Genomic DNA, 13071 nt, shown 5'->3' with positions numbered 1-13071 from the left:
TATAAACAGCCAAGAAAATGGATTCAGAAGAAGCGGGTGATGGGACTCGAACCCACGACATCAAGCTTGGGAAGCTTGCGTTCTACCACTGAACTACACCCGCAATTTAAAGCACTTTCAACCAGAATTTGTGCTTATCAAGAATAGCATTTGTGTGATGCTATTCAACAATTAAACGGCTGTCTGGATGCCGTAAGAAACTGTAACAAGATTACCCTGTGAGGCTAGCCGAGGGGGTGAAGTAGAAGGGGGAGCGATCGCCCTAAAGTAAAGGAAAGATCACCCCCTATACACAGGTGTATTGACATGGCATTCGGTATTGGCATTGACGATGTTTTTGGTGGCGTTGGCGATTTGATTGATTTAGTTGACCTTGATGACCTGATTGATAACATCGACAACATTGATTTGGATGACTTAGGCAATCTGTTTGATGACTTAAGCGGCGACATTGGCGACGTATTTGACGACCTGATTGACGACATCGACAATGCCATCAACGGCAACAACGGCAACAATCGCATCCGAGGCAACCGTCGAGACAACCTTCTGGCTGGGCTCAATGGCAATGACACTTTGCTCGGTCTGGGTGGCGATGACTTGCTTTTGGGTGGTGCGGGCAACGATCGCCTGGAAGGTGGTACAGGGGATGATGTTTTGCTGGGTGGCAGCGGCAGTGACACCTACGTCGGCGGCAGAGGCAGCGAAGTTTTTGTCTTAGAAATTGGCAGAGGGCGAGATTTGATCACAGATTACAAAGACGGAACAGACAAAATTGCTCTGCTGAGTGATTTAGAATTTAGCGACTTGAAGATCAGCCAAAGAGGGAGCAATACCTTAATCAATAAAGGCAATGATCTGCTTGCAGTTATTCAAGGAGTAAGAGCCAGTACCATTACTGCAAACGATTTCACAAACTTCACCGTATAGCAGAATGTGTAGCAGCTTTTGGAGCAATATAAAGCAAAGCGTGGGATTGAGGCTGTTTCCTGGAATGCATGCTGAGTCAGGTTTTTGGCGATCGCTCCGCCTATCTAATTCCACTTGTCTATGCCATTCAGCCTACTACAATCCCTCATTTGGTTGATGCCTCTCTTGGAGTAGTTTGGTGAGCTAGTAAATGGAGTCGATTTGAAAATACCTAAAGCAATGCGTAAGTTAAACATAGGTCTCACTGACGAACAGCGCCAGGGCGTAATTACCCTGCTCAACCGGGATTTGGCAGATGCTTACCTGCTGCTAATCAAAACAAAGAAATATCATTGGGATGTTGTTGGTCCTCAGTTTCGCTCTCTGCATCAGTTGTTAGAAGAGCACTATGAAACATTGACTGAGACCATTGATGCGGTCGCCGAACGTGCCCGCGCTTTGGGTGGCTACCCCATCGGTACGGCAAGAGAATTCTTGGAATACACTTCGATTAATGAGCATGTAGGTGACCTGCCTACAGCTACGGAAATGGTAGCTCGCCTGATGGAAAACCACGAGCAAATCATTCGCAACCTGCGTGGACACATCGATCAGTGTTCTGAAGAGTTCCATGATGAAGGAACCGCTGACTTCCTCACCGGATTGATGGAAGGACATGAGCAAATGGCTTGGATGCTGCGTTCCTTTATTGAAGGCGAATCAATTCAGCCTTCTGGCGATCGCGTTGGTACAGAAACCGTCGGCATGAAGTAAGGCAGTCTCTTAGCGTCACTACCTCCTCCTAATTCAATCTTCTTAACACAGTAGCTTAGCAGCCCTTAACTGGGCTGCTTTTTTGATCCGGTTAATTGTAGACTGCGGAAGGATACAAGGGTTGATGCGATCAATGAAAAAATATTGGCTGCCCTTAGGTTGGCTGCCCTTAGGTTTGCTGCTAGCACTAAGCTTCCCTGATGCAGCAAGACAGGTAGACGCCCAGTCTCTCCAGGTTCGGGTAGATCGCTGGCTAGAGGTGCGCGAAGCGACAGGGACAGTCACTTATCAACAGGGGCAAAATTCCCGCAACGCCAGGGTGGGCACGAGGTTACAAGCCGTAGGTGAAACAATCCGCACGGGACAGGGAGCAAATGCCGTATTAGCGGTAGATACAGGGATTGGGTTCGTCAACGTTTCGGAAAACACGACCTTGCGGGTGCAAAGCCTGGAAGCGACAAACAGCGGCGGTCGAATTACGCAACTTCAGGTTTTAGGTGGGCAAGCCCGTTTACAAGTGCGGCGATTGACTAATCCTGACTCCAGGTTAGAAATTCAAACACCTGCAGGCGTGAGCGGCGTTCGGGGAACTGATTTTGGCGTGAGTGTTCAGCCCGACGGTAAAACAGGGGTAGTGACCTTAGAGGGAGGGGTCGTTGCTTCTGCTCAAGGACAGTCGGTTGCTGTGAATGCAGGATTTCAAAGTCTGGTCATTCCAGGTGAACCGCCTTCGCCTCCGGTGCCCTTGAGAGATGATCCAGGTTTAGATTTGCGCCAGCTTACCGCAGAACCAAACCGAACTGCCCGCATTGCTGGTCAGGTTGACCCGGTAAATTTAGTGCAAATTGAGAATGAACCGTTGGTGCTCGATCGCCAGGGCAATTTTGATGTAACCGTTCCTCTACCTGCCAACAGAAGCATTGAGGCTGTCGTCACAACTCCGCTGGGCAAACAGCAAGTTTATCAATTGTTGATTCCCTAACACAGAGCATTTCAATCGCAGATCATGAATGTGTAGACCCTGCCTAGATCAAAAGTAAGCGACTCGTGCGTCCAGTCCTCGCGATCGCAGTACTCGCGATAGGTTCTCTGCACTAGAACGATTGGGAAATGCCCCCGCCTGCACATAGTCCCCTAATCGTGAATCTGCTAGAAATGCATCAGGTACACACTGCCGCACCACATTCAGGGTATTATCTCGGCGTGCAGGCACAACCACTACATACCGAGAGGTAGGCGATCGCCCCAACACAATCACATTTCCCTGCTGTGTCGTGTTAAAGCTACTGCTTGTTGCACAGACCGACTCAGCAGTTTGAGCCTGCACGGTCGCTGTAAATAGCCCAGACAAACAACTGAATGCAGCGATCGCAAGCAATCCATGCAAAGTTTTGTGGATCATAGACCAGAGGCAGAGTAAGTGCGTTCTACCTTTATACCAATTCCAAAAATTAGGGCTACAGATGGAAGGGCACCCCGCTCCGCGGGGTGCCCTTCCATCTGTTTAAAGAAACGCCCTTATAAACGCTGCTCTGCAGGACAGCCAGGTTTACGTTTAGCCTCTAGATACTCCACCGTGATTTGCTGATAGCGCGATCGCCCAAAAATGCTGTAGTGACCTGGATAAACAGTGTCAACCGGAAGTCTTTGCAGCCGCTCATAGGTCTGGATGTAAGTCGGAATGTGGCTGCAATGGAGTTGGTCTAACAGTTCGCCGTCATAAACCACATCACCTGAAAACAGATCTTGAGACTTAGCATCGTACAACCCAATACAGCCCGGTGAATGTCCTGGCAAATGCAGCACCTCAAAGGCGCGATCGCCCAGATCCAGCACATCCCCCTCTTTCAAAACCTGAGTTGGCTCAGCCGCATGAAGCGTGTATTGAGTCACGGTGAAATCAGCATGGGGCAGTTGCTCAAAGTGTTCTTCTAACACCCAGCCTTGCTCAGCAGTACAAAGCGCTTCGTGGTCATCTCCCGTTTCCAGGGCTTTTGCCTCTGCTGCATGAATGGCCCGGTGGTCAAACTCATGCATTCCACCTGCGTGATCAAAGTGAATGTGAGAGGCGATCGCCAACAACGGCTTATCGATCAGCGAAGCAATGTGCTGACGCAAGCTAGAAACGCCAAGCCCCGTATCAATTAGCAAGTCCTGCTTCTGACCTTTGATCAGCCACAAATTGGCTCGATTCCACCAGTAATAGTGAGGCTCGCTGATCAGATAGAGCCAGTCATTAATCTTTTCGGTAGCAAACCAGCTTTCACAGACAGGTTTTAAGGTTGACACAATAATTTTTCGAGGTGTAAAGGATGTTTAAAAAAACAGTGAGAAGTCAAGCTTGTACTCAAGCCTTTAGCACTATGTAATCAACCCGCTCCAGATGCGACTTTTCAAGGAGAATTTTCTTGCCCCAGGGCGCAGTGGCAGCTATTGTCAGAATGACAGGCTGACCGCCATCTAGGTAAGTCATAGGGTTTAAATCGAGAATGTAAATACCTTGTTCTCGCAGGAAGGAATCTGTGAAGTCATATTTGTCCCTATCTTCAGTCTCAATATCTTCAATTGTCAGCGATCGCAATTGAGACTGAAATGTGTTGCCGTTCTCATCAAAAAGCAGGATTTCTAAGAGCTTACCGTTTTGAAAAAACTGATATCCAAGGCGCTCGCTGCTATCACTTACTTGATAGTACATTGCACAAGTTTGCAGAGAATCAGAAAGCGCTTGAGCATCCTGCTCATTACATCTGTCGATCCAACCTAAATTATGAATTAGTGTCCAATCGTTTCCTCGCAATTGAAGAATCAGCAAGCCTCTATGCCTGATATCCACGTTGTCTGCGTAGACATCACGCTTCCAGAAAATTACTTTCTTCTCCTGGTTGAGGAATTGTGCAACTGCCTCAACTGATGCTCGAACAAGAACTACAGAATGGATTCGATCTATAGACCCAATTCCGCGCCATTGTTCTACAGGTTGATTTTCCGGTTCCTCAAATAGCACAATCTCTTTCGTTTCTAGCTGCTGGTTTGAAGTGCTTGTACATATTTTGGCTCAAGCCGCGCCTCCAGATCCGCAGGAGCCTCCGGAATTTGTTCTTGTGTGACCAAAAACTCACCTAAAGACTGTAAGTGTTTTGCTAAGTAGATGTCGCTATCAGGGTTGCTCAGCATTTCAATATTCTTTTCTAAACTGGTCAGGTCAACCCCTTTTAGCTCAGTTCCAACGTCTTCTGGCGCTAGCTCTAGGCGATCGCCCACAATCGCATACGCTTCGTCAGAATTGGTTTTCAAAAACTCGATGCCTTTGAAAATCCCGCTTACAAAAGCCTCGCCCGCAGTCGGATTTTCCTCCAAGAATTGAGGACTAAAGATGTACACATCCAAAATAGCGGCTGGCATCTTGGAGGTGTCATAGATAATTCGTCCATCCGACTGAGCATCATTGGCTTGCTTTAAGAAGGGAGAATAGGTCACGGCAATATCAATTTGACCTGCCTGATAAGCCGCCGCTGCTGCATCGGGCGTGACATTCAAAATCGTCACATCATCAGCGGTCAAACCCGCTTCTTCTAACACTTGAAGCAAGAAAAAGTGACTGACCGCACCTATTTCAACTGCAATTTCTTTCCCCTTAAACGCAGCAATATCGGCAATGCTATTGCGGGCTAGAATTCCATCTCCCCCTAGTGAAGAGTCTGCAACTTGGATAATGCGATAATCCTGTCCTTTTGCCGCTAATGCTACTGCTTCGGAGGTGACGTTGTTTTGCCCCTGAATTTGGTTTGAGGCAAACGCCGCATCTGCTTCTGCGCTGGCACTAAACACGTTGTAGGTAAGATCTAAGCCACCTTCTTCAAAAAAGCCTTTTTCCAAGGCTACATACAGGGGCGAGTAGCCAATCCAGAGCGTGCTGCCTGTAGAAGCCGCAACGGGTTCTGCTGGTGCGCTGGCAGTGTCTGTTGCTTCAGAAGACGCTTCTGAGGTCGTTGGTGTAGACTGGGCGCAAGCATGAAGGGTCATCCCTCCGGCAAAGCCACCCATCAGATACATCGCTTGACGACGACTAAGACGACGAGTAAAAATCTGTGGCTTTTGTCCCATTCTTGCTACGCTCCTCTCTTGAGTGCCTGAATCACACCTGGGATGTGTCCGAAGCAGTGATAGGGACTAATTAAGCTGATTCTGTCGAGAGAAAATGTTAGGGAAACTACAGTTTGCCGTTTGAATATTACGGTTGTCATAGAATCAGGTTTGATAGCATGAGCATAATTCTGTATTCATGCTCCAATGTCAATTGCCATTACTGAAGCTATTACAACAATTGCCGAGGCAGAACGACGATTTCAACTGTCGCGGATGGAAGACGAGGCATTTTTCTTAGAATGGCAGACCCGTTTACCTCAAGCCAGGAACTCTATGCAGCTTTGCAGATTTTGAAGCGGATTGGGCAGGTGATTGGGGAAGCAGGAAGGTAGGGGCGATCGCTCATACTCGTAAAATCTGCTCCGAATCAATACCTTGCGATCGCCTCTCAGCTCCTTCATTACAAATCAGCGTATGATTCAAGTCACTCAAAGTGCCTTCATTACAGTTCAGAACTGCTCAATTAGGTCTCGGGAAGCGATTCAAGTCACTCAGAGTGCTTTTGTTGGGGTTCAGAACTGCTTCGTTGGGTAGTCATTGCCTTCTGTTGCAGTTTCAAGAGGCTCTGTTGGTAATCACAACCTTGTGAATGCGATCGCCTTCCTGAAATTTACGGATAGTTTGTTTCTAATAGCGTTGTTTTTCGTAGTACGCAATTCGTAATCAATAAAGCAGTAATCTTTCTCTCTCGTGACTAGATTAGAAGAAAGTTTTGAGAGGGCGATCGCACCATGCACAGTCTTAATACCTGGCAGCCTCAATCCTTACATACAGAAGCCATAACTCTTCCCGCAGAACTATACACCTCTGAAACAATTTATCAGTTAGAACAAAGGCTGATCTTCGGCAAAACCTGGTGCTATGTCGGACATGTGAATCAGCTTCAGGGTGCAGGTTCATACTTTACGGTAGAGCTTGCCGAACAGCCCTTGATCATTGTGCAAGATCAGTCAAACAACCTGCGCGGATTCTTTAACGTTTGCCCTCATCGTGCTGCACCTTTAGCCACAGACAGCGGCAAATGTAACCGTCTCACTTGCCTTTATCATGCCTGGAGCTTTGACTTGGAGGGCAATCTCAAAGGCATTCCTGATATGCAAGAGGCAGAGAATTTTAGTTGGGCAGATCAGGCGCTAACACCCATCCAGGTTGATACATGGGGACCATTTATTTTTGTCAACCTTGACTTGCATGCGCCCCCTTTGGGGACTCAGTTAGGGGAATTGCCAGAGTTATTTAAGTCTTACCAGTTTAATGAATGGGCGAGAGTTCACAGCGTTGACTACTACACCGATACAAACTGGAAGCTGTATGTAGAAAACAACGTGGAAAGTTATCACGAGTTTTCGGTTCACTCCAGCATTGCCAAATACTATAAAGCGACAAAAGCTGAAGCCAGACATCACTACTATTTACAGTACGCCCCTTTCCCACCCGATGATGAGTACTACTCAATGGACGCAGATCTGATCTTTTCAGGATTAGGAGACGTGGAGAAACACGGTAAATGGACCGTTAGTCTGTTTCCTAATTTTGCCTGGATTATTCGTCCCTGGATTGCAATTATTTACCTGATTGAGCCACAGGGGCGATCGCGCACTCGTATTCGTTGGGATTGGCTGGTGCCAGATACAGAAGCCGCAAAATCACCCCAAAATTTGGAGCCACTGATTCAGTTTTTTGACAACATTCAGCAAGAAGATCTGCGGCTGTTGCCTGCAATTCAAAAACGCATCCAGTCCTCAGGCTATCGTCCTGGTCGGCTATCGCCCACTCGTGAAGTGGGAACTCACTTGTTTCAAGAATTAGTCATGCGGCACTTGACTCAAACTGTAGATTCTAAGTGATTGGGGCAACTTCGCTATCCATTAATTCTTCTAATTCTTCAGAATCTGCTTCACAGGCTTCGGGGTCAAGGATGCACTCAAGCTTGGTGTTAGGCTCATCGGGGTCAAGCGGATTGACGAAAAAAGCCCCTGTTTGCGGCGGCAAGGTTGGGTCGAGCAATAGTTCTGCGATCGTTTTCACCATTCCTGCCAGCGGAATTGCCAAAATTACGCCCAATAACCCGCCAACTTTGCCACCCACCAGCAATGCAGGTAACACAATAGTGGGGCTCAGTCCTGTCAGGTTGCCCAGAATGCGCGGTGCAAGCAAGTTATCTTTGACTTGTTGAAGGGCGATCGCCGTTCCCACAACCTGCACTGCCAACCACCAATCAATAAAAGCCACCACCAGTCCCACCACCACAATTCCCAAGGTTGCGCCAATGAAGGGAATCACTTCCATCAAGCCAATAAATGTGGCAAACACCAGGAAAAATGGAACCCGCAACCACCAAAACGAGAGTGATAACGTGACTGCCATAAACAGCCCTAACAACAGTTGCCCTGAAAAGAACCGCTGCAAATTACGCCGAAAGGAGTCTGTCAGGTATTCTTGAATGGGGGGCGCAAAAAAACTGGTGACACCGTTCCACAGTCGCTCTCCATCAAGCAACATGTAAAACGAGATCACCAGAATCAGAATCAGATCTACTACCCAGTTAAATGTGCCTAACAGTAGCCCTACCCCACTAGACGCAATGGTTTCAGCTTGACCCTGTAGCTCAGTCAAAAGCTGCTCCTGCAATAGCGGAATTGCAAATCGTATTTGGTGAACCTTGCTCCAGTTTTGCAGCCCTTCTAATTGTTGTTGCCCAGAGGCGATGAGTTCTGGTGAGTCGACGATGAGTTGTTGTGCTTGAGTCAGAACAGGAGGGGCGATCGTAACTCCAATTAGCCCAACGGCAGCTCCAGCAAGCAGGTAGACCAGTCCAGCAGCGAGTCCACGCGGCATGAGGGTATGCAGTCTTGCAACCAGATAGTTGAGCAAAAAGGCAATTAACCCAGCCGTCACCAAGATGCTGATTAACTCACTAAAATACCTCAATGCATTGAGGGTCATCCATCCTGTAATTAAAATCAGCGCCCAAGTGATGAGAAGTCGCTGTAGTGGCGTAAATAAACGATCCATTATTTTCAATATAAAAACTCAATTCTAGATCTATTACTCTAGACTCACCTGAGCGCCAAGTTGATCCTGCGCCAAAAAAGTTCTATCCATTGGAATAGGGGCCACAGACTCAGTTAGAGTGAACTTTCCGGCTTCTATCCATTGCTTTAGCTCTAGTGCGACCTGCCGCGACAAAAAGATACTGGCAAGAGGAGCAACTCTTACACTTTTACCGTCAATGGTGAGACGACCCGTTTTCAGCTGAGCATAGCTAACCAACCCGAACGTAGGACGAACTCGTCGCGGAATCGAGAAGTCTACCACAGGAGCTACCAGGTCTTGATCCTGAACAGCACAGCGAACGACGACTTCCTCATTCAAAACGGGTAGCGGAATGCCTACGCCAATCATGATCGACGGTCCGTAGCTTTTGAAATAACAGCCTTTAACCCAACGGGGACTCATCTGTTTTGCATCGCCGATCAGGGCCAGGGTAGCGGCAGGTCCAATAGGGGTACGGTTAGGCAAGCGCTTTTGTAGCGGAAAGTGCTGAGTGCCTTCCCAGGCAACATAGCCTTCACCACCGCCCAGGAAGACGCGAGTGCCAATGCCAATCAGCTTCAAGTCGGGGTCATTCAGCAACGGGGAAACAGCCCCAGGGTTGGAATAAACAGCATTTGCTAGCTGCGGTTGGAGTGGACCTAAGTAGGTGAAGAGAGGGCGATCGCCTCCATTCACCCCAACGATAAAATTTTGGTAGACGTTGCGCGGGTTATACAAATAAAACTGATTGATCGTTTCGCGGGTAATCGTCGTTTCCAGAGAAGCGCGAGAGTAGCAGTCAGTGACCTGCCCGATCGCCCGTAGATGAACCGGTTTGCCCGCAATCAGGTCGGCGATGACATGACCGCCGCCGCGATCGCGCACTGCATTACGGGAGCGAGAATCGCGCTCATCTGCGTCAGCCAATTCGCCCATGCTAGAGTATTCTGTCATTTGGGTTGCGCCCAAATACAGGTCAACCGCGCCAAACCCAGAATAAGCTAGCACCCCATCCATCCAACATTGACGAATCTTGATCGGCGGATCAGTGTGTCCCAGGTTGAGTACCGCGCCTGAAGACTCCATCGGCTCAAAGGTGCCGGTGGTTACTACGTCCACTTCTTTAGCTGCCTGAGTCACGCCTACTTCTTTAACTCGCACCTTGAGTTCTTCAACCGTCCAAACGACTGCCTGTTGTTGCTTGATTTTGTGATTAATTTCATTAACGGTACGCATGAGTAAAGCGGCTTATTCCTTGAGGCAGTTGTAAATGCAGAGTCAAAAGAGGACACTCTGTGCAATAGCTTTATCACAATTCTGCAGAGCAATGCAGGTCAAGGCATGGTAAAACCGAACGGAGTTGGGAGAAAACTAAACAGGGTTGGGAGAAAAAGACGAGACGAGACTGGAAGTGAAGGTCCCCACCAGAGACCTCGGCTACTCTTACGAGTTCTGAGCTTTTTGGCGATCGCACTCTGTATTGGTGTCATCGCAGGTTTTCTCATTAGCTTCATTGTTGAAGCCTTTTCGATTAGTTTAGGACAGGGAATTCAGAGTTTGTGTGCGGGTGCCCTGCCCTTGATCGTGATTTCCTACATCACTTACTTCACACCGCTTCTGCAGCCCCCTCGCATCATTCCCACATTCAATATCTACTTCGTGTTTGCCCTATGGACGCTGGCACTGTTCATTTTGTCGGCACTGTGGCGAGATGGAGGAAATGATATTCCAGTCGCGGAAATGCTATTTTCATTCACGCTCAGCATGATTTTGTCGATTTCTAATCGAATTTCTTTCGAAGCATTTCTGGCTTGCGCCTACGGTGTTCTCACTGGTTTTCTGCTGTACGTCGCACTTTCAAATTAACGGGGCAAGGAAATCTCCTACAGAGAGGTGGAGGCGTTATGCGCCTCCACCTCTTTCATTTGTAGCTGGTTGAAATGAAGCGGTAACAACTAGAAATCTAGCTCAGTAGACCTCCTGCATGAATCACTTTTTGAAGCGTGAATGGTAGCGCGGCGGAGCCGCGCTACCATTCACGCAGGAAGTCTAGTAAACAGTTCTGCTACAGACAGCGTGAAGCCTGGAATGATATCTTCTCCTTCCAAGCTGTCAGTCAGTTTGAGTAATTTGTCGGGTTAGGCAAGAAGCATCATCGTATTCTTCAGCAATGCCGAGTGGGTCTATGTTTATGCTAACTCCGGTCAGGATTGCCTAAGCGACTAGTTGACTGCGATACCCCGTTTTGCTTGGCGATCGCGAATATGCTCCAGATCGCCCAGCGGAATGGCTGAAATCAGTTGACGCGTATAGGGTTGCTGGGGTGATCGGTAGATTTGGTCGGCGGGTCCCATTTCCTCAATCTTGCCTCGGTTCATTACCATGATGCGATCGCTCATGAACTTCACCACCGCCAAATCATGGGAGATGAAGATGTAAGTGAGTCCAAACTCCTGCTGCAAATCCTTCAGCAGGTTTAGCACCTGCGCTTGCACTGACACATCCAGCGCAGACACCGACTCATCGCAAATGATGAACTTAGGATTCAGCGCTAGGGCACGGGCAATGCAGATCCGCTGTCGCTGTCCGCCAGAAAACTCATGGGGATAGCGATCGATGCACTGAGGGTCTAGTCCTACCCTTGCCAGCAAATCTGCCACTCGTTCTCGCTGGTTGCGACGACTTGCGCCGATTGAGTGAATCTTCAGCGGCTCCATCACCGCTTCGCCAATCGAAATACGTGGGTCGAGCGAACTGAAAGGGTCTTGAAAGATAATTTGCATATCCCGGCGCAGTTGCCGCAACTGCTTTGCGCCCAGCTTTAGCACATCTCGCCCTTCAAAGAAGATTTGACCGCTCATCGGCTTTACCAGTCGCAGCAGCGTTCGGGCCAGGGTAGTTTTGCCGCAGCCTGACTCGCCCACCAACCCCAGCGTTTCACCCCGATAGATATTAAAGGAAACGTCATTCACCGCCATCATGTAGCGCTGAGTCTGCCCAAACATGCCGCGCAGAGGAAACCCAACTTGCAGATTTTGCACCGAAACGAGAGCGTCTTGCCGCTGCAACTCACTTAAGCGCTGGTTGATGTCTGCTTCGCTGACCTCAGCATTCATCCGCAAAGCCTGATTCACGTCCAGCGACTTTTCTCGAATGATCGGCTCACCTGTAGGTGTGGTGGTGACTTCCATGAAATCCGAGATGGTGGGCAAATAGCGCAGACGCCGGTTCGGTTGCGGACGACAAGTTAGAAGTCCTCTGGTGTAAGGATGTTGCGGGTCAGAATAAATTTGCCAGACAGAGCCGCATTCGACGATCTTGCCCTGATACATCACAGCAACCGTATCAGCAATTTCGGCAATGATGCTGAGGTCGTGAGTAATGAAAATCATCGACATGCCGCGGCGATCGCGCAACTCTCGCAGCAGGTCGAGAATGGTTGCCTGCACCGTCACATCCAGCGCTGTAGTTGGCTCATCCGCAATCAGCAGCGAAGGGTTGCAAGAGATCGCCATTGCAATCATCACCCGCTGGATCTGCCCACCCGATAGCTCATGCGGATAGCGTTCTAAAATCGCGTGCTTCTGCCGGTTTATTTCCTGTAAAATTTCCCGTTCCGAAGGCTGCTCAGCCACGGGTGCTGAAGCTCGTCCTGCTCGGACGGGCACATCCGCAACTTTTTTCTGCCATTCCTCCAGACAGCGCTGCTTGAGTTCCTCATCGCTGGGCAACAGCTTTACCTCTTGCAGCAAATTAATTGCCCTACGCCGCGCCTCTGGCACAGGAATATCCTCATGCTGCCGAATCGCCTCAATCAACTGAAACCCACAGGTAAAAACCGGATTCAGCGAACTCAGCGGTTCCTGAAAAATCATTGACACCGCTCCGCCGCGATATCGCTGCATCTGTTCTGGAGCTAAAGCCAACAGATTGATGGGTGCTGCATCCTCTTCCAGGTTGCGAAACCAGATTTCGCCGCCCGTCACCCGACCGGGTGGGCAGGGAATTAACCCCATTACAGCAAGGGAGGTGACTGACTTGCCCGACCCCGATTCGCCCACAATTCCCAGGGTTTGACCACGCTGTACTGTAAATGAGATGCCATCAACCGCTTTAACCAGGCGATCTTCTGCGCGAAACTGCACCTGGAGATTGCGAACGTCGAGAATAGTGTCACTCATGGGAATCAAACAAAAGTCAGCACAC

Annotated in this window: 12 protein-coding genes, 1 tRNA gene and 1 pseudogene; 6 read left to right on the top strand and 8 right to left on the bottom strand. The window is 48.9% G+C overall.

The genetic code is table 11. The features are described from left to right. Positions 1-31: 31 nt before the first annotated feature. Positions 32-103 (bottom strand) — tRNA-Gly (locus H6F88_RS14380). 203 nt (positions 104-306) lie between these two features. Here H6F88_RS14380 and H6F88_RS14375 point away from each other — a divergent pair. The 3 genes from H6F88_RS14375 to H6F88_RS14365 all read left to right on the top strand — a co-directional run bounded on the left by H6F88_RS14375 (position 307) and on the right by H6F88_RS14365 (position 2665). Further along, entirely contained in the window at positions 307-930 is a 624-nt protein-coding gene (locus H6F88_RS14375) for a hypothetical protein (RefSeq protein WP_190643438.1), read from the top strand. A 219-nt stretch (positions 931-1149) separates the two neighbouring features. Then, complete coding sequence (locus H6F88_RS14370; RefSeq protein WP_190643437.1) at positions 1150-1683, top strand: Dps family protein; 534 nt, start codon at positions 1150-1152, stop codon at positions 1681-1683. A 133-nt stretch (positions 1684-1816) separates the two neighbouring features. Beyond that, positions 1817-2665, top strand: coding sequence for a FecR family protein (locus tag H6F88_RS14365; RefSeq protein ID WP_190643436.1), 849 nt, complete (start codon positions 1817-1819; stop codon positions 2663-2665). 48 nt (positions 2666-2713) lie between these two features. On the opposite strand, the gene H6F88_RS14360 is transcribed toward H6F88_RS14365, so the two are convergent. From H6F88_RS14360 to H6F88_RS14345, 4 genes are all read right to left on the bottom strand, one after another. Then, entirely contained in the window at positions 2714-3085 is a 372-nt protein-coding gene (locus tag H6F88_RS14360) for an SPOR domain-containing protein (protein WP_190643435.1), read from the bottom strand. Positions 3086-3201: 116 nt separating this feature from the next. After that, on the bottom strand, positions 3202-3972 hold the full coding sequence (locus H6F88_RS14355; protein WP_190643434.1) for an MBL fold metallo-hydrolase: 771 nt from the start codon (positions 3970-3972) through the stop codon (positions 3202-3204). Positions 3973-4030: 58 nt separating this feature from the next. Further along, positions 4031-4687 (bottom strand): hypothetical protein, encoded by a 657-nt coding sequence (locus H6F88_RS14350; RefSeq protein ID WP_190643433.1) that lies wholly within the window; start codon positions 4685-4687, stop codon positions 4031-4033. Between the two features lie 14 nt (positions 4688-4701). After that, positions 4702-5787, bottom strand: coding sequence for an ABC transporter substrate-binding protein (locus H6F88_RS14345; RefSeq protein WP_190643432.1), 1086 nt, complete (start codon positions 5785-5787; stop codon positions 4702-4704). Between the two features lie 186 nt (positions 5788-5973). On the opposite strand from H6F88_RS14345, the pseudogene H6F88_RS34475 reads away from it, so the two are divergent. Further along, positions 5974-6087: pseudogene (locus tag H6F88_RS34475) on the top strand (type I restriction endonuclease subunit R); the annotation flags it as partial. 473 nt (positions 6088-6560) lie between these two features. Beyond that, positions 6561-7676: an aromatic ring-hydroxylating dioxygenase subunit alpha gene (locus H6F88_RS14335; RefSeq protein WP_190643430.1), complete on the top strand. Its 1116-nt coding sequence runs from the start codon at positions 6561-6563 to the stop codon at positions 7674-7676. Here the strand turns inward: H6F88_RS14335 and H6F88_RS14330 are convergent. Together H6F88_RS14330 and H6F88_RS14325 are read right to left on the bottom strand one after the other, a co-directional pair. Then, positions 7669-8844 carry an AI-2E family transporter gene (locus H6F88_RS14330; protein WP_190643429.1) on the bottom strand — a complete coding sequence of 392 codons (1176 nt, stop codon included), beginning with the start codon at positions 8842-8844 and terminating at the stop codon, positions 7669-7671. The genes H6F88_RS14335 and H6F88_RS14330 overlap by 8 nt on opposite strands. Before the next feature lie 33 nt (positions 8845-8877). Continuing rightward, a complete protein-coding gene (locus H6F88_RS14325; protein ID WP_190643428.1) occupies positions 8878-10101 on the bottom strand; it encodes a homocysteine biosynthesis protein in 1224 nt (407 codons plus the stop codon). Positions 10102-10206: 105 nt separating this feature from the next. Here H6F88_RS14325 and H6F88_RS14320 point away from each other — a divergent pair, with 105 nt between their 5' ends. Then, positions 10207-10731: a hypothetical protein gene (locus tag H6F88_RS14320; RefSeq protein WP_190643427.1), complete on the top strand. Its 525-nt coding sequence runs from the start codon at positions 10207-10209 to the stop codon at positions 10729-10731. Between the two features lie 356 nt (positions 10732-11087). Here H6F88_RS14320 and H6F88_RS14315 read toward each other — a convergent pair whose 3' ends face one another. Continuing rightward, a complete protein-coding gene (locus H6F88_RS14315; protein ID WP_190643426.1) occupies positions 11088-13046 on the bottom strand; it encodes an ABC transporter ATP-binding protein in 1959 nt (652 codons plus the stop codon). Positions 13047-13071: the final 25 nt, after the last annotated feature.

The sequence above is a fragment of the Oculatella sp. FACHB-28 genome (assembly GCF_014696015.1).
In the GTDB taxonomy this organism is placed as follows: domain Bacteria; phylum Cyanobacteriota; class Cyanobacteriia; order Elainellales; family Elainellaceae; genus JAAUTN01.
Note: the sequence above shows the minus strand (reverse complement) of the source record. Positions and strands in the feature narration are given on the sequence as shown.